We start from the raw sequence: 23,215 nt of genomic DNA on the forward strand, positions 1-23,215 counted from the left end.
CCCTTGCCTAAGTGACCCGGGAGTGAAAAGACCTAGAGAATGAAAATTACCTTTCGACAGGTCGATGCATTTCGATCCGTGGTATCGACCGGATCTGTAACAGAAGCCGCGACAATGCTGGGCATTTCGCAACCTGCAGTTAGTCGGCTAATCGCAGATCTTGAGGCTGAAGTCGGATTTGCTCTGTTTCAACGCTCAGGAAGGGTCCTGGTTCCAACAGACGAAGCGCGGCTGCTTGTACAGGAAGTGCGCCAAGCCGTCAGCGGTATGGAACACATCAAGCAGGCGGCGACAGCGATCGGCAGTTTTGGACACGCGCGGCTAAGCCTGGTGACCACCCCAGCCTTCGCAACGCAACTGGCCCCTGATCTGATCAGCTTATTCGCATTGGCCTGCCCCGAGGCTATGGCGCGGTTGGAATTTGAGGCCAATGACGATTCAGTGGAATGGCTGGTATCGCAGAGTTTTGATTTTGGGATTACGTCCAGCGTCCCGTCTAACCCATCTTTTAACAGCCTGATGCTGTCGGATGACGATGTATACTGCGTTTTGCCCAAGGGTCACCGGCTAGAAGACAAATCCGTCATTCACGCACGAGATTTGGCGGATGAGAGTTTTATATCCTACATGGGGTCATCCCGCTTCCGGTTCGAGGTCGACCGCTTTTTCGATGCCAAATCGATTTCGCGTAGCCTAAAATATGAAACTCGAACTACGGATGGCGTCTGTCGTCTTGTCGCGCGAGGGCTTGGAGTGTCGATTGTTGGAATGTCCAAAGGCCTTTCCGAAACCGTTCCAGGATGCGCTGTACTGCCGTTTGCTGCACCACTAAATTTTCAAACAGTGCTTTTCTGGTCCAACAACAGACCACTATCCGCTGTTGCAAATATCTTTCTCGAAATAGCGAAGGACACGCTTAGCTCCGATTGAGCGCATCCCGAAAGCTTTGTCGCGCCTTTGCGCTGTGAATATAGTCATAGTCGCGTGGATAGGATTTGCCCGGCCGAATCTCCATCGAAACAAACTGAGGGCCCGGCGTATTCAGAATATATGGTAACGCGTCTGCAAACAGTTTCAGCTCGCGAAAACCCTGTGACCCGGCATATCCGGCTGAACGCGCAAACCCAACGAAATCTACCCGATCAGCGCCGGGCAGCGGATGCGCACCATTCACCTCATACACCCGGTTGGCCGCCACGAAGTGATACAAATTGGTTACGCCTGAGTTTGCTATCGTGACCAGAGAACCCAGATTCATCAACAGGCTGCCATCCCCATCCAAAACAATCACGCGTCTGTCTGGATTGGCCAACGCCAGCCCCAATCCGTGCGAACTGGCCTGACCCATTGCTCCGACCGCTACATAGTTCAAGTCACGAGGATTGAGTTGCAGCCAATCAAAGCAGCTTTGATATACAGCCACAACGATATCCCGTTCATTCACATGGGGTATCAACGCAGCAAGCGCATCATCACGGTCAATGATCATGTTGCCTCCGGGCTCCGTCCAATCAGGAATACATGAGGGCGCGACGTGTTGTACGCCGCATCGACGGCTTGCGGAATATGATCAATATCTTCAGGCTCTTCGATCAGTGAGTGCGATATTTCCATCGCATCCAGAACCGGTTGGATAATCCGCACCCCGTATGAAGCTGATTGGTCGGGTTGCACATCGGGCTCTTTTCCCTGCAATCCGACCATCATGACGATGGGCAACTCATAGTCCATGCCAATTGCCCGAATGGCGTTCAGAGAATCCATCAACCCGGTTTGCTGCATCATCAATAACGCCCGAGTGCCGTTGTATGACATCGCCCCACAGATGCTAACACCCTCATCTTCTTTACAGATGCGGGTCAGGCGAAAATCGGGATCTTTCGAAATCGGCCAAAGTAAGCCGTCACTTGTGACTATATCCGGCAGGGCAACAATTTCCCGAATATCCGATTGCTTTATGCAGGCGATGATGCCAGCCCCCGACGGAAAGGCAATATCCCGAGCACTTGCGGCAGGTTGAAGTGATCCGCCCATTAGCCCGCCCCATTCAAAAATTCAGCAATACCATCTCGCACAGCTTGCAGTTCATGGGGCCGCCCAATGGTTATGCGAATATAATCCTTGTAGGCCGCCGATGCCAAACGCCTTACTGCAATACCATTCCGGCGCAAGAAGAGGTCGACCCCTTCGGCAGATTTCACTGGATCAGGAAAATGGACCAAAAGAAAATTGGTCTGACTTGGGACCATCGTCAAACCCAGCGATTGCATTTCCGACGAAAGCCACTTGCGCCCACGCTGATTGGCATCAAACACAAAGCGTGTGTGCGCCCGATCTTCAAGCGCTCCAATCGCAGCAACCGCCGAAGGTGAAGCAACGGGAAAAGTCAAGGCAATACGACGAATACTATCCAGGATATCCGGAGGGCCAAACACCCATCCTACCCGCGCTCCGGCCAAGCCGTAGATCTTAGAAAATGTCCGGCACATAACAACGTTGCTGGCCTCTTCCACCAGCTTGTGCGCTGGTTCATAGTCTTCGGCGTCGACATATTCTTCGTATGCCGCATCAATCACCAGCAACACGTCCTTGGGCAACGCAGCGTGTAGTCGCCTCACCTCAGATCTGTTCAAATAGGTTCCAGCGGGGTTTTCCGGGTTCGCAAGATATACAATCCGCGTTCGATTGGTCACGGCATCAATCATTCGATCAACCGAGGGCTTGAAGCCGTCATCAGCGACTGAAATTACATCGGCATCATTTGCGTAAACGTAGTTTGGAACTTTTAGATATCCGTTTGCGCTTCGGATCAGCTCGGTGCCCGGCCCCAAATAGGCTCTGGCCAATCGGGCCAGCAAATCATCCGAACCTTGTCCCGTTGTTATCCAAGATTCGTCCAGATCGAAATGCCGCGCGATAGCGGGCGCAAGAACACGATCAGGGTTCTCTAGGTAGCGCTCAATATCGCTCATGGCGGCGCGCGCCGCCGCACGCGCATTGGGACTGGGTCCAAAAACACTTTCGTTGGAATTCAACAGCACGGTCGCAGGTTGCCCGGCTTCTATCGGCGCACCCACCATATGTGGCTTGATGTTTTCGATTCCAGATTTTGCCAGAACTATGGTCATATTGCTTCCTCGAAACGGATCAATCACGCTGCTCAACTCAATATATCACACATAATTATTCATATGCCAATTCAACTGCAAAAATATTATGGTATATGGGGAGCATATTGAACAAAGGACCTGCCATGGCAGAGGCGAAACAAACGCAACCCAGCAGAGTGCATGCAACCATCAATCTGGATTCTCCGGGCAAACAGACCGGGGATTTAATGCTGAAGTGGTCAGACAACACCGTGCCACTGGGATATCACCCCATTGCGATCGTCAGTCTTCGCGGATCTGACGGCCCGACGGTTCTGCTGCTAGGTGGAACTCATGGTGACGAATTCGAAGGCCCCGCTGCAATATTGCGGCTAGCCGAGCGTCTAGACCCCTCACAGATTGCCGGGCAGATCATCATGATACCAGCCCTTAACGCTCCGGCGGTCGCCAGCTCCTCTCGCGTATCTCCGCTGGACGGGCAGAATCTTAATCGCGCCTTTCCCGGTGACCCCGGCGGCGGGCCGACGGCGATGTTGGCGCACTATGTGGAAACAGTATTACTGCCACGTGTTGATGCAGTGATTGATCTGCATTCTGGCGGCAAGGCTTCGGTCTTTGCCCCTTGCGCACTGGCGTCGCGCTGTGCTGACACCAAGCTGACCAAAGCGAACCTTGATCTGGCCAACGCGTTCGGATTGCCGCTGATCTGGGTATTGGGCGCACATAATGACAATCGTTCAGTCAACGCAGCAGCAGAGCGCGCAGGTGTTCCTATGATCGCAACCGAGTTAGGCGGTGGCGGCAATATTACACCCGATATTGTAGATGCCGCAGAAACAGGTTTGATGCGGTGCTTAACCGAACTCGGGCTTCTAGAAGGCAGCTCTGGTATTGGAACACCCCCGCGGCAGGTTGAGATCGCATCCCCGCATGACTCACTCTATGCCCCCGAAAATGGCTTATTCGACCGATATGTCTGTGCTGGGCAAGAGGTTCAGGCGGGTGATTTGGTGGGGCATCTGCGTTTTCCCGATAATCCTAGCCGACCCGCTCTGAAACTAAATTTTCCCAACAGCGGATTTGTGCTCGCGCATGGCAATCGCGGGATGGTGTGTCGGGGCGACCTGCTGGCGCTGGTAGCTCAGAACGCATCGAAAGGAGACTGAATGCGATCCTACACTCCATTCATTTCAGGCAAGTACATAGATTGGCAAGGGGACACCATACCCAGTATCAACCCTGCAACCGGACTGGTCTGGAGCCATATCGCCAGGTGCGACACATCCGAGGCAGATGTAGCGATACGAGATGCGGACCTCGCCTTTCGCGCAGGGCCGTGGGCTCAGCTTGATCCTTCAGGGCGCGCCGTCATGCTTGATGCTATGGCTGATATGCTTGAGGAGCGTTGGGAAGAACTTGTTGAATCGGAGATTCTGGATAATGGCAAGCGCATTACCGAGGTACGTGGTCAATTTTCTGGATTGCATACCTGGTATCGTCATTTTGCTGCCGAAGCGCGCAAACTAGCCCCTGTTCCGCAGAGTAATTCCACGCTTGGGGTCACAAGCGAAGGACACTGGTCGCCCTACGGTGTGGTGGTCGCAATTACACCATGGAACTCGCCCCTGATGATCCTGGCATGGAAGCTGGCTCCGGCTCTGGCCGCGGGAAACACGGTTGTGGTCAAACCGTCGGAAATGGCGTCAGCCTCAACCCTGGAATTCGCCCGACTTGCCCGCGAGGCGGGTCTTCCACCGGGTGTGTTGAATGTGGTGACGGGATGGGGCAACGAAATTGGTGAGGCACTTGTTCGGCATCCGTTGACACGCAAAGTGAGTTTCACCGGCTCAGATATCGGTGGCCGCAAGGTCGCTCAGGCTGCCGCGGGTCAGGTCGTGCCCACAACGCTCGAACTGGGCGGCAAGTCGCCTCAGGTTGTGTTCGCCGATTGTGATCTGGATTCGGCGATCAACGGGGTTATGTCCGGCATTTTCCTGTCAAATGGCCAGACTTGTGTAGCGGGTTCTAGGCTAATTGTCGAAGCCCGGATCAAAGACGCAATGATCTCGAGACTGCTGGAACGATCCCGTTCACTGATACCTGGCGACCCATTTGACCCGAACACTCAGATTGCACCGCTCGCCAATGAGCCGCATCTGAGAAAGGTTACTGCGATGATCGAACAAGCAAAGGCAGACGGCGCCAATTGCCTGCTGGACGGCACCCAAACAGTGAAAGGGATTGGCGGCTACTATGTCGGGCCAACGATCTTTGATCAGGTCTCTCCGGACATGCAGATCTGGCGAGAAGAGGTTTTCGGCCCTGTGCTTTCAATCACCACCTTTGAATCCGAGGACGAAGCCATCGCGCTCGCTAATGACAGCGACTATGGACTGTCCGCCGGGGTTTGGACCACGGATGCAGCGAAAGCCGCCCGAGTTGCCGAAGCGATATGTGCGGGCACCGTTTACATCAACCACTACCGCAGCGTTGATCCAGGTAGCCCGATCGGTGGCGTCAAACTGTCGGGATATGGGCGGGAACTGGGACCGGGCGCAATCACCGATTTCCTGCAGGTCAAGTCAATCTGGACCGGAACAACACCTGTATCCAACCCGTTCCTTTAATTGTGTTGGCAGAAAAATTGGCAGGACGCAGAAATGCGAAGAAATAACTAATTGACATATGGATGGCACTATCAATAAAAAAATATAATGCATTAGAGAGTGCTAGATTTGTAGAGCATTCGCGCACTGCAGCGTCCAGCCATATCCGGCATGAGACATCGGCAGGTCATTCCCGAGTGGAAGCTCGAGATATGCAGAAGCCAATCGCTGGGTGCGTAAGCCACGACGACTGGAAGGCCAAAAATGAACACCCCATCTGACAACAGCCCATTCACGGTTCCAAAAGGGAATTTTCGCGGTCACGATCAGCAAGGTGTCTGGTCAGAAAACTACGACCCGGAATTGACCGAGGTTGGTCCGGGAACACCCTGCGGCGAGTATCTGCGCCGGTTTTGGATGCCCGTCGCCATGACTGATCAAATTGGAGATCTTCCTTTTCGCCTCCGAATTCTGGGCGAGGATCTGATCCTGTTTCGCGAAAAGAAAAATGGCAGGCTGGGATGCACCCATCTGCATTGCTGCCACCGAAACATGAGCCTGGAATTCGGCATCGTGGAAGAAGGCGGCATTCGCTGCTCTTACCATGGCTGGAAGTATGGTTTGGATGGGACAGTTCTGGAAACACCATGCGAACCCCCTGCGTCTCAGGTCAAGAAAAAGGCCTGTCTCGGGGCGTACCCGATCATCGAATACAAAGGGTTGGCTTTTGCCTATATGGGTCCGGCAGATAAGACACCGCCTTTCCCGGTTATGGATACTTTCGATGATGAAGGTGATGAACTGGTACCGTATCTCATCAAGTCACCCTGCAACTGGCTACAGGTGATGGAGAACGCGTGGGACCCGTTTCATGTGGTCTATCTGCACACCAAGGCTGCGCGGGTGCAGTTCCACGAAGCATTCGCGCATATGCCGATGATTGAGTTTCACGATAGTCAGACCGGCGATTTCTATACCAATGTGCGTCGGGATGGTGATTTCATCTGGGTGCGAGTACATGACCACATGTTGCCATCGTTCACTCAGAATGGCGGGCATTTCCCAATTCCGGATCGATCAAGGTACTTTGGACGCGGTGGGCTGTCACGATGGATCACTCCGATTGATGACACCAACACCATGGTCATCGCCTGGCGTCACTTTCGGGAAGAGCGGTTCAACGACGACCCGCGCGGCATGACCAATCGGGACGAAGTGGGCTTTGGCAAAACCGATTTCTACGGCCAGGGTCCGGATCGCCCCTATGAAATGCGGCAACGCGATCCCGGTGATTATGATGCCTGGGTCAGCCAGGGCCCAATCAACATCCATGCCCGAGAGAACCTGTCATTCACAGATCGTGGCGTGGCCAAGGCGCGCCGGATGTTGCGCAACGCGATCCGGGCCCTGGCAAATGGAACTCCACCTGCACAGCCAACTGACAATTTCAAGGGTATAGTCCCGACTTATGCCGGGGATACCGTGTTGAAAATCCCGTTGCAGGAAGGTCGTGATGATGGCGCCCTGCAGAAAGAAGTCTCGTTCAAGGTTGCTGATATTCTGAAGTCCGGCGATCATCTGCAGGGGTTTGAGCGCCGCACTTTCATCGAAAATGCTTTGAAAGAATACGAGGCAAGCTGGTCATGAGCACGCGAATCCCTCACAACCCGGGGCGGGTTGATTGGTCGGGCGAGAACCCGGGCATCTATCTGAAACAGCAGCCTGATCAGGCCCACTACGATACGCTGGCGTTGTTCTTTCGCGTGGTTCTGTCGCCATATGGGCGTGGTCATGCAGCAATTGTATTGGGCGCTCCGGACGAGGCCAGCGGCTGGCCGAAAGTCCCAAACCTGATCATGACCGACAACCAGCGTATGATGCGTTGGATCGTTGAAGGCTGGGTATCCAAGATGCCAACATTTGTTGGCAAACCGGGCTTGCAGGCCATGACTTGGCTGGATTGTGACAGCGTTGAAAAGCGGCCCGGCGACCTCAAGACACGCTATTCCGAGACCTTGCGTGGTTCGGGTGTGACATTGGACATGATCTGGCAGGATATGGGGCCACCGCTGCCGGTGGAAGTCACACGCGAAAACTCGGCGACCAAAGAACACGAGATGTATTCCGTATTTCTTGAGGCCAAACAGGCTCAGGTCAGGATCAACGGCACCGCCCTGCGCGGTCAGGTGGCAGATCGCCAATTCTTTGGACGCACGATGAGCACGGCCTTTCTGGCCTTCTCGGAAACCTGGGTTACCCCTGCGGAGGACACCTGATGCCCCTGAACGAGCCCATCACCCCCGGCGTTGTTGACTGGACAGGCGAAAACCCGGGCATCCTGCTTAAAGACGAGAATGGCAATTTTAGCGCCATGGCGCTATTCTTTCGGGTGGCTTGGTCTCCGGTCGGTCAGGGGCAGGTGCTGTTGCTTCTGGGATCGCCTGATCAGGTTGAGGGTCCACCGAATGCCCCAAATGTCATCCTCAGCGACAATCCCGAACTAACCGCGTTCCTGAAAATGAACTTTATCAGTAAACTGGCTGCCTTTGCCAATGCGCCTTCGTTCGCCACTCTTCCTGAAATTGGGGCACATGCCGTGCGCTGTTCGGGCGACCCGATGAGCCATCGGTATACCGAAACAATTGCAGGCGGCCCTTTGACGGTTGAGCTGGTTTGGGAAGGCTTCGAAGCACCTCGTGCATTGGAACTGTCCCCGCATGAGGTCGCATCGGGTGAGCAAAACATGTTCTCGCTACTGGTTCCTGCCCATGCGGCCCAGATCATCGTCAATGGCCACGTGTTGCCGGGCAAGTTGGGTACGCGCGTGCAGGCCGGGTACGAGACCACAACCGCATTTCTCTATTTCTCGGAAACCTGGATCATTCCTCCGGAGGGATCATGACCCTGCACCCGTCAGACCAGTTGGCCTTTGATCGGGCGATGGTCACGCAGCCGGTCTGGAATCGATTCAACACCGCAGCTGACGCGCTTGACCTGCCAGAAAATGTACTGTTGCACGCAGGTCCAGCCTTTTCGCGCCCCACGGATATCACCGCTCCGATCCTCAATTCAGCTTGTGTTGCTGCAGTCTGGGAAGGTCTGTCCCGCGACTTTGACCAGGCCGAAGCGATGATCATGGCAGGTGAGATCGCGTTACGCCCGGCACAGGATCACGACGTCGTCACACCGCTGGCAGCCGTGGTGTCCGCCTCCATGCCGTTGCATTCGGTCTACGACGCATGGCGCGGTCAGACACGGGTTTTCTCCCCGATCAATGGAGGTGCACGCCCATCGCTGCGATTGGGTCTGCGCTCGGACGCTGTCCTCGAACACATCCGCTGGCTGAACACGCGCTTTCTGGATGTGCTGCAAAACGGTCTGGCTGAAGGAATTGCGCTGGTTCCATTAGCGGTTACGGGGTTGGTAGGTGGCGATGATTGCCATGGGCGCACACCCGTCGCAACAGAAGCGTTGGTTGATGAACTTAAGGATCGCACATCCGATGGCATCAACGACGAAGATGTTTTGGAGTTCATGGCGAACTCTCCTTCGCTGTTCCTGAATCTCTGGATGGCGGCGACCAAGCTGATGATGAAGCTTGCCGAAGGTGTCGAAGGCTCCAGTTTTGTGACGGCAGCAGGTGGTAATGGGCGAGAGGTTGGCATTCAGATCTCGGGCCTGCCGGGACGGTGGTTTACTGTTCCCGCAGCACCGCCCAAGGGTCGCCTCGATACCGACTTACCCGAAGACCGCGCCCTGGGTGCCATCGGAGACAGCGCCGTGGTCGAGGCCTTTGGCCTTGGTGCCATGGCCATCGAACTTAGCCCCGAGCAGAAAAAGGTTCTCGGCGCTTATCTACCTGACAATTCCAACGCACGGGTGACAGGTCTGTCAGCAGGTTCTCATCCCTATTTTCGTTCTCTGGATATTCGGCTTGGCTCAACTGCGCGCGGAGCGGTGGCGCAAGGTTCTGGTCCAGCAGTTGGGCTTGGCATACTTGATAGGTTGGGTCAGGCTGGTCGGTTGGGTGGTGGCATCTATGACATGCCGGTCGATCCATTTTCAGCTGCGGTGAAAGCACTCAAGGCATGAGTGATTTATGTCGCCGCAGCGCGCACGAACTGGCCCGACTGATCCGGATAAGAGAAGTCAAGCCATCGGAGGTCATGCAGGCACATCTCGAACGGATCGCACTTCGCGAACCTGTGCTTGGGGCATTTCAGCACCTTGATGCAGATCGCGCCATGGATCGGGCACTGGCTGCCGATAATCGGCAATCTGACGGGCCGCTCCATGGTGTCCCATTCGTAATCAAGGATATCGTCGATACCGATGACATGCCGACCAGTTGGGGCAGTGACCTGTATTCTAATCGACAACCGGTAATGAACGCGGCCTGCGTTCAAATGCTTCTCGATGTGGGCGCCATTCCTATCGGCAAAACAGTTACGACCGAGTTCGCCTATTTCCGGCCCGGCAAAACTGCGAACCCGCACAATCCAGGCCATACTCCGGGCGGCTCATCATCGGGTTCCGCTGCAGCGGTCGCTGATTTCATGGCTCCGCTGGCCTTTGGATCGCAGACGGCGGCATCATTGATCCGACCGGCTGCATATTGCGGAGTTTATGGATTTCGCCCTACGATCCATGGCTACCCGCTTTCCGGTGTGATGGGGTTGTCACCAAGCCTTGATACGCTTGGGGTACTCGCCCGTCATCCATATGATCTTGCACTTACCGATGCGGTTCTACGCGGCATCGAGCAGCCTCAACGAGCGCGTTTTGAGGACAGTTTGCCGCGGGTCAGCCTGATGCGCGGACCACACTGGATGGATGGCTCGATTGAGATGCGTGACACCTGCACCCGTGCTATGTCCGCCATTGCAGCCGCAGGATCGGAATCTGGCGAAATTGCCCACCCTGCTATTTTTTCTGAACTCACCTCGGCACATCACACTGTAATGGCATATGAGACCGCACGATTACGCCGCGATGAATTTGAAAAAGGATTGCCAGCGATCAGTCCTCAATTTCACGCGCTGATCGAAGCCGGGTTAAAGATCAGCGAGGTGGATTACCAGCATGCTCTGATCCTCCGTGATCGTGCTGGATTAGTATTGGAACAGATTTTTGGGGATACCGATGCCCTTCTGGTGCCATCTGCGCCAGGTCCGGCCCCGGTGGGCCTGGAAGCGACCGGAGATCCCTTGTTCTCGCGCATGTGGAACCTTTTGCAGGTTCCTTCGATCGCCATCCCATTTGGGACCGACCAAAATGGATTGCCACTAGGGATACAGCTTGTCGCGCCAAAGGGCTATGACGCCCGGCTACTGGATATTGCGCAATGGGTCAGTAACATCCTAAACCCATTGGGTTGAATTTTTCGGTTCGTCTAACCGATTAACGGTAACAATATCGCCAACGAAATTGGTATGCTAACGGCTGCTATCAAGGTCTGAAGCGTGACGATTGCGGCCATCAAAGGCGCGTCCCCGCCTAGTTGCTTGGACAAAGTGTACGATGAAGCCCCCGTAGGCACCACGGAATAGACCACTGCAATCTGCAAAACATCCTGAGGTAACCCGACAAGTATTCCGATACAGAGCGCAGCAACCGGAAACACCATCATCTTGCCGACAATGGCCAGCATTAGAGGGAGCGCACTCGCCGCCATCGCCCGGACACGCAGGTTTGCGCCAACAGCCAGCAGAGTAATGGGCAATGCGCCCGCCCCAAGAATGTCAGCCACCTCGTGGACAACAGGAATGCGGTCACCGATCATCTGGTTGGCCCCAATCGCCAGTAGGATCGAGATGACATAGGGATTTCGCCCAAGCTCACGCAGGATAGCGATCGGCAATCGGGTCGCAGAATCCTGTTTCAATGCCCCCACCATCATGACCACCATGACGATGTTGGTGATAGGCACCAGTATGGCTGTCGCCAGAATAGCGATGTCAAACCCCACTGGACCGTAAAGATTGGCTGCAAGCGCAAGGCCTATGAATGAGTTATGTCGCGCACTTCCCTGCAAGATCGACGTCGCCTGCGGTGCCGCATATCCCATCAGACGGGCACTGATGACTGCAAATACCAGCGCCGCCACAAACCCACCCAATATGGTCATCGAATAAAGGCCAAGCGCAGATTTATCTAACGGCGATAACGAGATCTTCGTGAATAACAGGCAGGGCATCAAAACCCAATAAACCAGCTTGTCATTCAGGTTCCAGAAATCGGTGCTGGGAATTCCGCCTTTACGAAGGGCCAGACCCAACGCGATAATCAAAAAGATCGGTAATATCGAAGTCAGAATTGTAAGCATCTCAAATCAATAATAAATCTGGGCTGCACTTCGATATACTGTCATACAGTGATATTCTACACAACTCGACCGCCATCCATTCAAGCGCTTCCGTCCGTGTCTTCGTCGATCACAGCCATTGCATCAATTTCAACCAACAGTGAAGGATCGGCCAAGCCTTGCACGACAACCCCGGTCGAACAGTGATGCACGCCCTCGAACCAGCGGTTGATCGCCTCGTAAACCGCTGGCCGGTAGGAAATATCAGTGACATAGACCGTCAGCTTGCAAACATCGGCAAGGCTGCCTCCGGCCTCTTCCATCCAGCGTTGAATATTGCGGCAGGCCTGATCCGCCTGGGCACCAGGATCACCTTCGCCGATGAGTGTCCCATCCAGCAAAGTTCCAACTTGGCCCTGCATGAAGACAAAATCGCCCCGCGCCCGGATCGCCTTGGAATAGGTCGCCTGAGCGTGATAGCGGGTTTGATATTTGTGAATATGTGTTCGTGCCATTCGCTTTTTTCCCTCTAAGCGACGGCACGGGAAAGATAATCCTCGACCATATCGCCAAAGCTCTGCTCTACGGCAAATTCAAAACCATCTTCACACCGCATAATTAGTGCTTTGAGGCCAAACAATTCAGTATAGGTTACGGTTTCTTCGCCGAACTCAGTTTCATGTATATCCAACGGACACGCAATGGACATCACTTCATCCGCTTGCGGACCGGTCACTCGAAAAAATGTCAGCGTATCCGAAATCCGCACGATGCTGATTTCCGCCGGGCAATTGGTCGGGCTGAGGTGTTTCTCCAGTTCGGCTTCCTGCTCCAGCGGAGCGCGCGCGATCCAGTGGTTTCGCCCGACATGATACAATTCGACTGAAGCTTGACCTGTCCGCGAGTTCGGCCGCTCCGGCAGTGTAGGTAGAACATCAGCTGCCCAGTTTTGAATGGCAGCTGGACTCCCTTTGAGATCAAACAGCGCGTTTAGGGGTTGGCGCACTATTGCCATGTCATAAGTCATCTCAGGACCTCAAGAGCTTGCCGTCGGGATCGTGGAACACCGGCTTGGTGATTTTGACCGGGATCACTTCATCTTTTAGGCGGACATGAGCAGTTTCCCCGTGTCGGCTATGACCATTCTTCAGCAATGCCAACCCGACCCAGCGATCGTTCACAACACTCCAGACGCAGGCAGTCACGAGGCCTTCGGTGGCCTCTTTACGACCTCCGGGGGTTAGCGGCGCGCCTTCTGGCACTTGCTTGTTGTGATCTTCGGGTAGAATGCCCACCAACTCCCGCCGAATTGCTTTTCCTTCGCGACGCAGCTGTATCGAGCGTTTGCCAAGATAGTCTGTCTTTTTCTTCGACATTGCCCAACCCATCCCAAGGTCAAGGGCATCCACTGTGCCGTCGACTTCGTGTCCCAGCGACAGGAAACCCTTTTCGACACGCAGCACGTGGCTCGATTCCGATCCTACCGGGAGGATACCAAAGGGGGCACCTGCCTCCATCACCTTGGCCCATAACGCTGCCATGTGGCGTGGGGCAACATTGACTTCAAAGGAAAGTTCACCCGTGAAACTGACGCGAACGATGCGCGCGGGAAAACCTGCGACGGTCCCATCCCTGAAAGACATGAATGGAAACGCCTCGGGCGAGAGGTCGACATCTGTGCCAATAGCCTGCATCACATCGCGCGCGCGCGGGCCGCAAATCGTGGCGTTGTTCCATTGGCTTGTCACCGTCGTGATCATCACCTGCCAATCCGGGAATTCTGTCTGAAGCAGCTTTTCCATATGCTGATTTATTGAATCCGCATGACCGGTAGAGGTGGAAACAAGCCATCTGTGTTCATCAAGCCGGAACACCACGCCATCATCCAGGATCAGCCCATCATCCGATAGCATCAGCCCGTAACGACCATTGCCGGGCGTCAGCGAAGATACCACGTTAGAATAGATAAAATCCAGGAATTGCGGGACATCGCGGCCTTTCAACTCGAATGTCCCTAACGGTGAGCCATCATAGACGCCAACGCCTTCCCGAACGGCACGGCATTCACGGCTCACTGCGTCTTGCAGGCGTTCACCCTGTTGAGGGAAATAGCCCGGGCGCCGCCAACGCGCACCGGCCTCATACATGACCGCGCCATTGTCTTTGTTCCACTGGGTGACTGGCGTGTGCCGATACGGGAACAGAACCGAATCCTCGCGTAGCCCGCCGATCGCACCGAAGGACACAGGTGTGTAGGGCGAGCGGAAAGTGGTTGTTCCGACCTCTTGCAACGGCACACCTTTTTGCATCGCAACAGTGCCGATGATGTTGATGTTCCCGGTCTTACCCTGATCAATACCCATGCCGCCGGTGGTATAGCGTTTGACATGTTCGACATTGTCATAGCCCTCACGCAGAGCCAGATGCACGTCACTGACAGGCACGTCATTCTGAATATCCAGAAACGCCTTTCCGCGCTGGTCAGGCAGGTCTACCCGCCAAAGCGGCTCGATCTCATATGCAAGCTCCTCACCCCCATCGATAATCTGATCAAGTGTCAGTTGCCCAGCCGCAGCGCCAACCGCTGTGCAGTTCTGCACTGGTTGATAAGGAAGAAAGGCAGCCAAATCTTCGTCAAACATTAGCGTGCTGCGAGATTGAGACCACAAATGTACAGTCGGGTTCCATCCCCCTGAATGCGCAAGCAAATTGCATTCAATCCAGTTTACAGAACCCGATGAAGAAACGGCTTTTACTGCTTTGACCCCTTTATGACCGCGCACATCTCCAACAACGGTTGAAGATTGCACAGTGATTTCGGGCACCAATTCCAGCGCAGACTGAGGTACGCTTGAGCGACTGTCGAGGATAGCCTCAACCCGCACCCCTGCCGCGATCAGATCAGAGGCGACCGCATATACACTGTTGTTGTTGGTAAACAGGACCACTCTTTTTCCGGGGGTAACCCCCCATCGGTTGCAGTAAGCCTGTACCGACGATGCCAACATAACCCCGGGCCGGTCGTTGTTGCAGAAGACCATGGCGCGTTCGGTTGCGCCTGTGGCGATAACCACTTCCCCTGCCCTCACGCGCCAAGAACGCTCAATGATGCTTTCCTGTACAGGATTACGCTCATTCACAATCAGCAAATTGTGTTCGCGATATGCCCAGACGGTCGCATTCTGCAAATGGGTTACATTGGCCATCCCTCGCAGCTCCAGAACGGCATCCTCCACCCAACCCATTGCAGGTTGCCCGTCGATGGAAAGATTGCGGTTCAACAGGCTGCCACCTGCCTCAGAGCCTTCGTCGGCAAGGAATACGCGCTTACCCGCCCGTCCTGCCTCAAGCGCTGCCTTCAGTCCGGCGGGGCCTGCGCCAGCGACCAAGACATCAGCATGGGCGTGGCGCGCTTCGAAATGCCCCGAGGATGGCGGCTGAGCCGGTGCAGCAGCCAACCCGGCAGCTTTGCGAATTGAAGGCTCAAAAAGATGCCAATTGGGCCATTTGAAAGTCTTGTAATAAAAACCGGCCGGTATGAAACGGCTGAACAGTTGATTAACACTGCCAAGATCAAACTCGGGCGATGGCCAGCAATTCACCGAACGCGCGCTTAGCCCGTCGCGCAAAGGGACGGTGGTTGCCGGGCGGTTTCCCGAGGCATCCTCACCATCCAGCTCCACCAGTGTCGCGGGTTCTTCGGGACCATGACCAACAATGCCACGAGGGCGGTGATACTTAAAACTTCGCGCCGTAACACGAACACCGTTGGCCAATAAGGCCGAGGCCAGAGTATCGCCTTCAAACCCCTCATAGGATTTGCCATTGAAGGTAAATCGCAGAGGCCGATTTCGATCAATTCGCCCACCCGATGCACAGCGGTTATTCTGAGTCATCTGCGGCCTCCACGATGTCATGGGTCCGGGTATCGCGCCAAATCGTGACCCACTCGCCACAACCTCGCGCATGCCACCACCGTTCCTGAACCGGGCCCAATGGGTTAGGCACCACGGTCAGATACTCGACCCATTCGGCGTCGCTAACGCTGTTCGGGTCGGGGCGGTCTGGACCGACCGCGCCTCCAAAGATAAATTCGAGTTCATTACGTTTGCCGCAGAATGGGCAGGGAATTAGCATCATAAACCTTACCCTCCTAACGCGCCGTGGTTGTCCCGGCTTCCATCACAAAATCCAGATGGCAAAACCGGTTGAGCGTAAACGAAGACATCAGTGGATGAGGCTCGCCCTTGGCCACCAGATGGGCAAGCGTCAACCCACCTGCGGGGATGGCCTTGTATCCACCCCACCAACCGGCTGTTACAAACAAACCCGGCAAGTCTGTCTGATCCATAATGGGAGAGGCATCGTGAGCAATGTCCAGATGCCCGCCCCATTGACGCATAAGTTTGAGTTTCTTGAACGACGGGAACAGGGAAAGCATCGCGGTTACCGTGTCTTCAAACACGTTCTGCTTAATATCGCGTCGGAAACTCTGACCCATATCCGGTGCACCACCGATCACCATTTCTCCCTTGTCGGATTGGCTGAAATAGAACCCGCTGTCAGGGCAGTTCACTATGACGTCCACTAATGGTTTCACCGGCTCGGACACAAATGCCGTCAGGTTCATCGTGCGCAAAGGTAGCTTCAGCCCGACGGTTTCGGTCAACGTTGTGGTATGGCCTGAGACGGCGACAACAACTTTTTTGGCACGAATCCTACCGCGATTGGTTTCGACACCGCTGATATGGCCATCAGCCCCGCGGATCAGAGATTGAACTGCGGTTTGCTGGTGTATCTCGACCCCAAGCGCATCAGCCGCGCGCGCATATCCCCACGCCACTGCATCATGTCTGTTCACGCCAGCATCCCTATGCACCATGCCGCAAATTACAGGCAAACGCGCATCCGGGCCGCCCCCGGTCAGCGCGGGTATTCTTCTACGCAGTTCGATCTCCGATATCTGTTCGTAAGTCGATCCGTAAATATCCATCGCCAGTTGCCGTCGCCTGAGCTCGCGCAACTTGGGCCAAGTTTGCACAACATCCACCATGGTGCGCTTCGAATGCATCATGTTGAAGTTCAGTTCGTGCGTCAGACCCTCATACATGGCGACGGATTTGACGTAGAAGGGGATCGACTCGTCCCGCATGTAATTGGATCGGATGGTCACCGTATTACGAGCGATATTGCCACCACCTAGCCAACCTTTTTCAACCACAGCGACGTCTGTAATGTCGAATTCTTTGGCGAGATAATAGGCGGTCGCAAGACCGTGCCCCCCAGCACCGATCACAACAACCTCATACTGGTCTTTGAGCGGGGGGGAACGCCAAGCCCGCGACCAGTTTCGGTGCCCTGAAAGTGCATTCCGGGCGAGCGAGAACACAGAATATTTTTGCATGGTGATCCCAATATTGACCACAAGCAATGTACGGTCAATAAAATATTTTACCATCACGCAAAACTATTGGCCGTTTAACCAAATTGTTGTACGGTGAGTCATGAACTTCCGCATTAAACAGTTTCACCGGAACCTCGCTGGCAAATGGTCTGCCCGGTCGCGTTGGCCTTGTTTCATCATCAATTGCCGCAGTTCTCCATCTTACTGACACCACGTGGATCGCGGCGCTTCGCGCCAATTTACGAACCCGCCCGGAAACGGGTGGAAACTAAGTGGATGGATCAGATGACCAAGCCAAATGAAATTAAGGACGTGCAGGAATCCTACGCGCGCGACGGCGTCGTATTGTTAAAGAACATCCTGTCAGACGACTGGCTAAGCAAATTACAGGATGCAGTTGATACCGAAGTCACAAAAGGAGACCGTTACTTTGCGTATAAAAATATGCGCGAAAACCCCGGCACTTTTCAGGACTATTGCCTGACATCGGATATCGGACAACGCGTAGCTGAGGTATCAGGCAGTCCGTGGACATCGTTAATCTATGACCAGATTTTCGTAAAAGAGCCGGGAACGCGGACTCAAACCGGATGGCACACGGATCAGCCCTATTGGCCCGTGGCAGGACCGATCATGACAATGTGGATCGCACTTGACCCGGTTGACCCCGACAATGGAGCACTGGAATTTGTGCGTGGATCACATGCATGGGGCGCAAAATACCGGCCTTTCAAAACCGATCAGCAAGGCGGTTTCCTGCACTATCTGGAAGAAGATAATCCGGATTACATAGACATGCCGGATTTTGAGGCCGACCGTGCCCAATATGACATCTTCCACTTTGAAAACATGAAACCAGGCGACGCACTCGCCTTTGACGGAATGACCGTACATTCGGCTATGGGCAATCGGACTTCGACACGTCGCAGGCGCGGATACGCAATTCGATTTGCTGTCGAAGGTGCGACCTATGAACCTCGGGATTCGGTTACAGAATGGCTACATGACGATAGTTTGAAACCCGGCGCACCCTTTGCAGGGGGCCGGTATCCAATCATCTATGAAACTGCCTAAGATACGGGGCCGGCGATCCGGCCCCGAACCAGAAATCAAGCTTGCTTTAGCGCGCTTTCGGTTACCGTTGTTTCAGCTTCAATCGCCCGATCCAAAACGCGCCGATAAATCTTTGCTCCGGCATCCAGGCCCAGATCGATATGAGGCGTCATTGCGTTCTTCATGCCCTTGTGCACCTCTTCCAATACTTCTTTATCCTCAATAAATGCCATCCGGGCACCATCGTTCATGAATTTCGAAACCTCTGCATTGTCAGGGTCAGAATTACGATGCTGGAACCAGAAATATCTGGTTTCATCTTCGTTTATCGGTGTCATGAAATTGTACGAAATATTGATAAAGGTCTGCTCGACCGGATCTTTGTCATAGCCGCCGGTGCCGACCGGCGTATAGATGGATTTGTTCAATCCGATCGCCGGGAGGCACATCTCATAATGCTGCAGGCGATCACATTCGCCTTCAAATGCGACCAGTTTGGAGTAGTAAGGCGACGGCGGCTTATTCTCGATCCAGCGAGAAACGATCACGCCTCGATCGGTTTTTTCAACATTCAGGGGCTCTTCATCCGTTCCGGCCCCTGCAAACGAAGAGACGTGAACCCAGGCCACATGGCTGGGATCAAGCAGGTTGTCACAGACCCAAAGGTAGTGGCAATCGATGTCCATCACGCCGCCATCGGTCATGCCCCAGGTTGGGTTGTCAAAGTTCTCGATAGGGAAAATCAGATCAGGGTTGGCCAACTCGGGATCGCCCATCCAAATCCAAAGCAGGCGATAGCGATCAACAACCGGATAGGATTTCACGACCGCGCGGCGGGGCGTCATCCCGCGCTGTGTCGGGCTATCCGTGCATTTCCCCGAGCAATCGAAGGTCAACCCGTGATAGCCGCATTCTACGGTGTCTCCTATCAGATTCCCTTTCGACAATGGCAGCTTACGGTGTGGGCAAGCATCTTCCAACGCGACCGGAGTGCCATCTTGCTGTCGATAAAGCACAACATTTTCACCCAGATAGGTTTCCGCTTTTAGCTCACGGCCGATATCCTTGCTCCAGGCGGCGACATACCAACAATTCCTGAGATACATGGGCTGCTCTCCTTATCGATCCGGTAGCTAGGGGCATTATGGCATTCGATTGGCAATACGCCATGCCGGATTGGTAATAAAAGATATAAGGTGGGCTAATTCAAATTTGGCGCAAGCGGTGGCAAGTCTGGCTGGGCTGCTGCTTCGGCTTTTATCCAGTTCAGAAACTCGTTGACCTTCTGGCTATCCTTTGTCTCTGGGCGTCGCACAAGCCAATATGATAAAGGCGACAAGGTCATTTCCGAAAACGGACGAACCAGCCTGCCATCACATAGTGCATCAATGACCAATGGCTCGCGGCCTAACGCTACGCCCAACCCTTCGATAGCGGCCTGAATGACCATGTTTGACTGCCCCAATCGGCGTGTCCGCGGCGATGAAGGCATGGTCAAGCCACTCTGCCGTGCCCAGAATTCCCAAGTAGGGCTGGATGTGCCGTGATGGAGGTTTTCATCAACAAGCAACGTGTGTTGCGCCAAATCCTGTATGCTTGTCAGCGATGAGGCAAGTGAAGGGGCGCAAACCGGAAACAGCCTTTCCCGCATCAGCAAATCAACTTCCAACCCCGGATATTCTCCAAGCCCGTATCGGATGCCGATATCTGAATCCGCTCCGGAGAACGGGTGGTAACCGGTGTCAGTCGCAATTGATATTGAAAGGTCAGGATGCGCCAGATCGAAGTGCAGTAGCCTTGGAAACAACCAGTTAAAAGCAAATCCAGGCAGGCATGAGATGACTATTGTTCGATCCGAGCGGGTGCGGTCCCGCAATTGGGCGCACACTTCTGATATGCGTCCCAATCCTTCTGCAATAGCCAGCGCTAGTTGTTCGCCTTCCCGGGTTGGACGCGATTGCCGCGCACCTCGCACGAGTAAATCCCTGCCCAACCACTCTTCCAGTGTCCTGACATGCTGACTAACCGCGCTCTGACTGACCCCTAACTCGTCGGCAGCAGGAGAAAATCCAGAATGGCGCACGACCGCCTCAAAGGCGCGCAATGCAGAATAGGGCAGGTTCAGGATCATATTAGTGACCCTAATGTGAGCCATTAATACTTTCAAATGGATTAGCTCCCGCATCGGATCGTAAATTTGAGATACTAAGCAATCAGGATGTGTCGATGTCTGATATGACGCCGGAGCGGGGTGCTCTAAATCTGCTGATCAACTGCGCCCGCGCATCTACGGGCGACAAGTTGTTGATTGCATATGAACCGCCCGAGTTTGGGTACTTCGATGCCGAATGCGTAGATGTCGTGAGCCGAGTAGCCCATAAGCTGGGAATGACCGTCGATACCGTCGATGTCGGCTTTAACCCCGACAATCCGCATCTGACACCTGATCTTATGGCCCGGTTCGAAGAAGCAGACATTATTCTGTTCCTTGCCCGGCTTGGGGATCAGTTGCGGTTTTCGGATATGCCGCAGGGCAAAAAGATTATTGTCAGCTTTGCATTGTCCAAAGAGATGCTGGGCTCGGGCTTTTCTAATGGCCACCACGATGCGTTCATGGAGCTTAAGACCGATATCAACGCAGTGCTGGACTCAGCGACTGAGGTGCGCCTGACCTGCCCGCTGGGCACTGATGTTCGTGGCAGACCGATTATGAACCTGAAACCAACAGGTGACACCTCGATCCTGCGCTTTCCAATGTCCGTCTTTACCCCTGTTCCGGCTTACAGTTTCTCAGGTCGCGTAGCTATCAGTTTTCTGACGGGAACAGGTTCGAAATACTATGACGACTATACGATTGAATTCGACCGCCCGGTCTTTGCAATAATGGAGAACGGGCGGTTGCTGCGTTTCGAAGGCGACCCTGCCAATGCGTTCAAAGCCGAAGCACATTATGACCGGGTCGCAGGAGATTTAGGTATCGACCGTAGCTTCGTTCATTCCTGGCATGCAGGCATTCACCCAGGCTGTGGTTATCCTTGGGACATGCGCGACAACTACGAACGCTGGGGCGGGTCTGCCTTTGGCAACCCGCGCATCCTGCACTTCCACACCTGCGGGGCCTACGCGCCCGGTGAAATCAGCTGGAATGTCATCGACCCGACAATCGAAATTGACGGCGTGACCTACTGGAACAACGGCGTTTTTCATGCGGATCGGTTGCCCAACGGGCAAACCATTCTGGATCAATACCCTTGTGCCGCAAGCCTGTTCAAATATCCCGACCCTGATATCGGATTAAGGGTCGCGAGCTGATCAATCGCGGCTTGATCGAATCATCACCTGTCGAAATAATCTTGTTAATAGGACCTGATCGAGTTGGTCCTATGGTGCGGAGCACTCCCGTCTCCGGTGCCGGAATACGCGTAGAGGGCAAGACCCCCCGCTCCGGCAAACTCATGGAAATCACATGTCAAAAGCTATCGTCACGCCGCTGACTCAGGCACTGGCCGAAGGAAAACTGACGCGCGAAGAACTCAAAGGATTTATGCAACGCTCGAACGCGCCTGGATTGCGTCATCTTGCACTTTGGATTTTGGTACTGACCTGCACCACAACTGTGATCACCTTGGCTTGGAACAGTTGGCTGATCTGGCCCGCGATGTTTCTGCAGGGCGTCGTCTTGGTTCACCATTTCTCACTGCAACATGAGTGTGTCCACTACACCGTGTTTCGTACCCGCTGGCTGAACGATCTGGTCGGGCAGATTTGCGGCCTGATTATCATCCTGCCACACCGGTTCTTTCGGTACGAGCATTGTGACCATCACACCTATACCCAACTGACCGGAGAAGATCCCGAATTGATCCCGCTTCCGAAAACACTTGGTCAGTATTTTCTGTATTTATCTGCCCTACCCTACTGGCGCGGCAAATTCACTGAACTGTTCCGGCATGCATTTGGCAAACTCAGCGACGTTGAACTGCGATTTATTCCCAAAGAAGAACATCAATCGATCTATTGGGACGCGCGCCGAATGTTGGCCATTTACGCAACGATATTGCTGGCCATGGCGGTCACCGGTTGGTGGGGCTTGATCTGGTACTGGATCATACCACTGTTTCTGGGTGAGCCAGTGATGCGCTTTGTGCGCATGACTGAACATGTTGGGCGGCCCACCGTGGCGCAGATGTCAGAAAATACCCGCACCAATCTCGTGTCAAAACCGATGTCCTTTTTGTGCTGGAACATGAACTATCACGCCGAGCATCACTATGTCGCCTCGGTCCCTTTCCACGCTCTGCCCCGCCTGCATGAAAAGCTAAAGGATCATATCTTCGTCGAAAAAGGCGGGTACCTGGCCGCGCATCGCGACATTCTGCGTCAGATCATGCAACGGAATGCAAGGGCCTGAGTGATGAAAACAGAAAAACCCTGGCGCGATGTAATAGAAGTTTCAAAACTAGAGCAGAACTGGGTCACGCGCGTGGAAATCGGGCCTCGTATGATTGCGGTTTACGATACACCCAGTGGTGTCTACGCGTCACTGGCTTTGTGTAACCATGGTGGGGCCGATTTGTGCAACGGCTATTTTGATGGTCATGTGATTGAATGCCCATTGCATCAAGGTGCATTCGATGTCCGGGACGGCAAGCCTGTTTCAGCACCAGCAACCCGCGCGATGCGCGTATTTGAAACACGGGTGCAAGACGGGATGGTTCAGGTCCGAATGTGACCTGAA

General features: G+C 54.3%; 23 protein-coding genes. 12 read left to right on the top strand and 11 right to left on the bottom strand.

Annotation, left to right across the window (positions count from 1 at the left end; genetic code table 11):
* The first annotated feature begins 39 nt into the window (after positions 1 to 39).
* Positions 40 to 930, top strand: a complete 891-nt coding sequence (locus ACR0JR_RS06060) for a LysR substrate-binding domain-containing protein (protein ID WP_170544053.1) — start codon at positions 40 to 42, stop codon at positions 928 to 930.
* On the opposite strand, the gene ACR0JR_RS06065 is transcribed toward ACR0JR_RS06060, so the two are convergent.
* From ACR0JR_RS06065 to ACR0JR_RS06075, 3 genes are read right to left on the bottom strand one after another with little or no spacing between them, the layout of a single operon-like run.
* Positions 917 to 1,489 carry a thiamine pyrophosphate-dependent enzyme gene (locus ACR0JR_RS06065; RefSeq protein WP_480455415.1) on the bottom strand — a complete coding sequence of 191 codons (573 nt, stop codon included), beginning with the start codon at positions 1,487 to 1,489 and terminating at the stop codon, positions 917 to 919. The genes ACR0JR_RS06060 and ACR0JR_RS06065 overlap by 14 nt on opposite strands.
* Complete coding sequence (locus ACR0JR_RS06070) at positions 1,486 to 2,034, bottom strand: decarboxylase (protein ID WP_480455417.1); 549 nt, start codon at positions 2,032 to 2,034, stop codon at positions 1,486 to 1,488. Before ACR0JR_RS06070 ends, ACR0JR_RS06065 begins: the two co-directional genes overlap by 4 nt.
* Positions 2,034 to 3,128, bottom strand: coding sequence for a pyridoxal phosphate-dependent aminotransferase (locus tag ACR0JR_RS06075; protein WP_480455418.1), 1,095 nt, complete (start codon positions 3,126 to 3,128; stop codon positions 2,034 to 2,036). Before ACR0JR_RS06075 ends, ACR0JR_RS06070 begins: the two co-directional genes overlap by 1 nt.
* A 125-nt stretch (positions 3,129 to 3,253) precedes the next feature.
* On the opposite strand from ACR0JR_RS06075, the gene ACR0JR_RS06080 reads away from it, so the two are divergent.
* The 7 genes from ACR0JR_RS06080 to ACR0JR_RS06110 all read left to right on the top strand — a co-directional run bounded on the left by ACR0JR_RS06080 (position 3,254) and on the right by ACR0JR_RS06110 (position 11,094).
* Positions 3,254 to 4,276, top strand: a complete 1,023-nt coding sequence (locus ACR0JR_RS06080; protein WP_480455419.1) for a succinylglutamate desuccinylase/aspartoacylase family protein — start codon at positions 3,254 to 3,256, stop codon at positions 4,274 to 4,276.
* Positions 4,277 to 5,737: an aldehyde dehydrogenase family protein gene (locus ACR0JR_RS06085; protein ID WP_480455420.1), complete on the top strand. Its 1,461-nt coding sequence runs from the start codon at positions 4,277 to 4,279 to the stop codon at positions 5,735 to 5,737.
* A gap of 243 nt (positions 5,738 to 5,980) precedes the next feature.
* Entirely contained in the window at positions 5,981 to 7,363 is a 1,383-nt protein-coding gene (locus ACR0JR_RS06090; RefSeq protein WP_480455421.1) for a Rieske 2Fe-2S domain-containing protein, read from the top strand.
* Positions 7,360 to 7,992 carry a hypothetical protein gene (locus tag ACR0JR_RS06095; protein ID WP_319544545.1) on the top strand — a complete coding sequence of 211 codons (633 nt, stop codon included), beginning with the start codon at positions 7,360 to 7,362 and terminating at the stop codon, positions 7,990 to 7,992. Before ACR0JR_RS06090 ends, ACR0JR_RS06095 begins: the two co-directional genes overlap by 4 nt.
* Entirely contained in the window at positions 7,992 to 8,618 is a 627-nt protein-coding gene (locus ACR0JR_RS06100; RefSeq protein ID WP_480455422.1) for a hypothetical protein, read from the top strand. Before ACR0JR_RS06095 ends, ACR0JR_RS06100 begins: the two co-directional genes overlap by 1 nt.
* Positions 8,615 to 9,808, top strand: a complete 1,194-nt coding sequence (locus tag ACR0JR_RS06105) for a YlbE family protein (protein ID WP_480455423.1) — start codon at positions 8,615 to 8,617, stop codon at positions 9,806 to 9,808. Before ACR0JR_RS06100 ends, ACR0JR_RS06105 begins: the two co-directional genes overlap by 4 nt.
* Complete coding sequence (locus tag ACR0JR_RS06110; RefSeq protein ID WP_480455424.1) at positions 9,805 to 11,094, top strand: amidase; 1,290 nt, start codon at positions 9,805 to 9,807, stop codon at positions 11,092 to 11,094. Before ACR0JR_RS06105 ends, ACR0JR_RS06110 begins: the two co-directional genes overlap by 4 nt.
* A gap of 14 nt (positions 11,095 to 11,108) precedes the next feature.
* Here ACR0JR_RS06110 and ACR0JR_RS06115 read toward each other — a convergent pair whose 3' ends face one another.
* From ACR0JR_RS06115 to ACR0JR_RS06140, 6 genes are all read right to left on the bottom strand, one after another.
* A complete protein-coding gene (locus ACR0JR_RS06115) occupies positions 11,109 to 12,041 on the bottom strand; it encodes an AEC family transporter (protein ID WP_480455425.1) in 933 nt (310 codons plus the stop codon).
* Between the two features lie 80 nt (positions 12,042 to 12,121).
* The gene (locus ACR0JR_RS06120) at positions 12,122 to 12,535 is read right to left on the bottom strand and encodes a RidA family protein (RefSeq protein ID WP_170475228.1); all 414 of its coding nucleotides are present in this window, start codon (positions 12,533 to 12,535) and stop codon (positions 12,122 to 12,124) included.
* Between the two features lie 14 nt (positions 12,536 to 12,549).
* Positions 12,550 to 13,035 carry a sarcosine oxidase subunit gamma gene (locus tag ACR0JR_RS06125; protein WP_480455426.1) on the bottom strand — a complete coding sequence of 162 codons (486 nt, stop codon included), beginning with the start codon at positions 13,033 to 13,035 and terminating at the stop codon, positions 12,550 to 12,552.
* A gap of 13 nt (positions 13,036 to 13,048) precedes the next feature.
* Positions 13,049 to 15,916, bottom strand: a complete 2,868-nt coding sequence (locus ACR0JR_RS06130) for a 2Fe-2S iron-sulfur cluster-binding protein (protein ID WP_480455427.1) — start codon at positions 15,914 to 15,916, stop codon at positions 13,049 to 13,051.
* Positions 15,903 to 16,160: a sarcosine oxidase subunit delta gene (locus ACR0JR_RS06135; RefSeq protein ID WP_480455428.1), complete on the bottom strand. Its 258-nt coding sequence runs from the start codon at positions 16,158 to 16,160 to the stop codon at positions 15,903 to 15,905. Before ACR0JR_RS06135 ends, ACR0JR_RS06130 begins: the two co-directional genes overlap by 14 nt.
* Before the next feature lie 13 nt (positions 16,161 to 16,173).
* Positions 16,174 to 17,424 carry an FAD-dependent oxidoreductase gene (locus ACR0JR_RS06140; RefSeq protein ID WP_480455429.1) on the bottom strand — a complete coding sequence of 417 codons (1,251 nt, stop codon included), beginning with the start codon at positions 17,422 to 17,424 and terminating at the stop codon, positions 16,174 to 16,176.
* Between the two features lie 285 nt (positions 17,425 to 17,709).
* Here ACR0JR_RS06140 and ACR0JR_RS06145 point away from each other — a divergent pair, with 285 nt between their 5' ends.
* Positions 17,710 to 18,498: a phytanoyl-CoA dioxygenase family protein gene (locus tag ACR0JR_RS06145; RefSeq protein WP_480455430.1), complete on the top strand. Its 789-nt coding sequence runs from the start codon at positions 17,710 to 17,712 to the stop codon at positions 18,496 to 18,498.
* Positions 18,499 to 18,533: 35 nt separating this feature from the next.
* On the opposite strand, the gene ACR0JR_RS06150 is transcribed toward ACR0JR_RS06145, so the two are convergent.
* Both ACR0JR_RS06150 and ACR0JR_RS06155 read right to left on the bottom strand, forming a co-directional pair.
* Positions 18,534 to 19,583 carry an aromatic ring-hydroxylating dioxygenase subunit alpha gene (locus ACR0JR_RS06150; RefSeq protein WP_480455431.1) on the bottom strand — a complete coding sequence of 350 codons (1,050 nt, stop codon included), beginning with the start codon at positions 19,581 to 19,583 and terminating at the stop codon, positions 18,534 to 18,536.
* Positions 19,584 to 19,678: 95 nt separating this feature from the next.
* Positions 19,679 to 20,632, bottom strand: coding sequence for a LysR substrate-binding domain-containing protein (locus tag ACR0JR_RS06155; RefSeq protein ID WP_480455432.1), 954 nt, complete (start codon positions 20,630 to 20,632; stop codon positions 19,679 to 19,681).
* Positions 20,633 to 20,703: 71 nt separating this feature from the next.
* On the opposite strand from ACR0JR_RS06155, the gene ACR0JR_RS06160 reads away from it, so the two are divergent.
* The 3 genes from ACR0JR_RS06160 to ACR0JR_RS06170 all read left to right on the top strand — a co-directional run bounded on the left by ACR0JR_RS06160 (position 20,704) and on the right by ACR0JR_RS06170 (position 23,209).
* Complete coding sequence (locus ACR0JR_RS06160) at positions 20,704 to 21,789, top strand: hypothetical protein (RefSeq protein WP_480455433.1); 1,086 nt, start codon at positions 20,704 to 20,706, stop codon at positions 21,787 to 21,789.
* A 154-nt stretch (positions 21,790 to 21,943) separates the two neighbouring features.
* Positions 21,944 to 22,888 (top strand): fatty acid desaturase family protein, encoded by a 945-nt coding sequence (locus tag ACR0JR_RS06165; protein ID WP_480455434.1) that lies wholly within the window; start codon positions 21,944 to 21,946, stop codon positions 22,886 to 22,888.
* Between the two features lie 3 nt (positions 22,889 to 22,891).
* Positions 22,892 to 23,209, top strand: a complete 318-nt coding sequence (locus ACR0JR_RS06170; RefSeq protein ID WP_319544530.1) for a non-heme iron oxygenase ferredoxin subunit — start codon at positions 22,892 to 22,894, stop codon at positions 23,207 to 23,209.
* The last annotated feature ends 6 nt before the right edge of the window (positions 23,210 to 23,215 follow it).

The organism is Ruegeria sp. AA3, from assembly GCF_056542905.1.

Coding starts and splice junctions, on each gene's coding strand:
- ACR0JR_RS06060 (WP_170544053.1), top strand. CDS start 40: ATGAAAATTACCTTTCGACAGGTCGATGCATTTCGATCCGTGGTATCG.
- ACR0JR_RS06065 (WP_480455415.1), bottom strand. CDS start 1,489: ATGATCATTGACCGTGATGATGCGCTTGCTGCGTTGATACCCCATGTG.
- ACR0JR_RS06070 (WP_480455417.1), bottom strand. CDS start 2,034: ATGGGCGGATCACTTCAACCTGCCGCAAGTGCTCGGGATATTGCCTTT.
- ACR0JR_RS06075 (WP_480455418.1), bottom strand. CDS start 3,128: ATGACCATAGTTCTGGCAAAATCTGGAATCGAAAACATCAAGCCACAT.
- ACR0JR_RS06080 (WP_480455419.1), top strand. CDS start 3,254: ATGGCAGAGGCGAAACAAACGCAACCCAGCAGAGTGCATGCAACCATC.
- ACR0JR_RS06085 (WP_480455420.1), top strand. CDS start 4,277: ATGCGATCCTACACTCCATTCATTTCAGGCAAGTACATAGATTGGCAA.
- ACR0JR_RS06090 (WP_480455421.1), top strand. CDS start 5,981: ATGAACACCCCATCTGACAACAGCCCATTCACGGTTCCAAAAGGGAAT.
- ACR0JR_RS06095 (WP_319544545.1), top strand. CDS start 7,360: ATGAGCACGCGAATCCCTCACAACCCGGGGCGGGTTGATTGGTCGGGC.
- ACR0JR_RS06100 (WP_480455422.1), top strand. CDS start 7,992: ATGCCCCTGAACGAGCCCATCACCCCCGGCGTTGTTGACTGGACAGGC.
- ACR0JR_RS06105 (WP_480455423.1), top strand. CDS start 8,615: ATGACCCTGCACCCGTCAGACCAGTTGGCCTTTGATCGGGCGATGGTC.
- ACR0JR_RS06110 (WP_480455424.1), top strand. CDS start 9,805: ATGAGTGATTTATGTCGCCGCAGCGCGCACGAACTGGCCCGACTGATC.
- ACR0JR_RS06115 (WP_480455425.1), bottom strand. CDS start 12,041: ATGCTTACAATTCTGACTTCGATATTACCGATCTTTTTGATTATCGCG.
- ACR0JR_RS06120 (WP_170475228.1), bottom strand. CDS start 12,535: ATGGCACGAACACATATTCACAAATATCAAACCCGCTATCACGCTCAG.
- ACR0JR_RS06125 (WP_480455426.1), bottom strand. CDS start 13,035: ATGGCAATAGTGCGCCAACCCCTAAACGCGCTGTTTGATCTCAAAGGG.
- ACR0JR_RS06130 (WP_480455427.1), bottom strand. CDS start 15,916: ATGACTCAGAATAACCGCTGTGCATCGGGTGGGCGAATTGATCGAAAT.
- ACR0JR_RS06135 (WP_480455428.1), bottom strand. CDS start 16,160: ATGATGCTAATTCCCTGCCCATTCTGCGGCAAACGTAATGAACTCGAA.
- ACR0JR_RS06140 (WP_480455429.1), bottom strand. CDS start 17,424: ATGCAAAAATATTCTGTGTTCTCGCTCGCCCGGAATGCACTTTCAGGG.
- ACR0JR_RS06145 (WP_480455430.1), top strand. CDS start 17,710: ATGACCAAGCCAAATGAAATTAAGGACGTGCAGGAATCCTACGCGCGC.
- ACR0JR_RS06150 (WP_480455431.1), bottom strand. CDS start 19,583: ATGTATCTCAGGAATTGTTGGTATGTCGCCGCCTGGAGCAAGGATATC.
- ACR0JR_RS06155 (WP_480455432.1), bottom strand. CDS start 20,632: ATGGCTCACATTAGGGTCACTAATATGATCCTGAACCTGCCCTATTCT.
- ACR0JR_RS06160 (WP_480455433.1), top strand. CDS start 20,704: ATGTCTGATATGACGCCGGAGCGGGGTGCTCTAAATCTGCTGATCAAC.
- ACR0JR_RS06165 (WP_480455434.1), top strand. CDS start 21,944: ATGTCAAAAGCTATCGTCACGCCGCTGACTCAGGCACTGGCCGAAGGA.
- ACR0JR_RS06170 (WP_319544530.1), top strand. CDS start 22,892: ATGAAAACAGAAAAACCCTGGCGCGATGTAATAGAAGTTTCAAAACTA.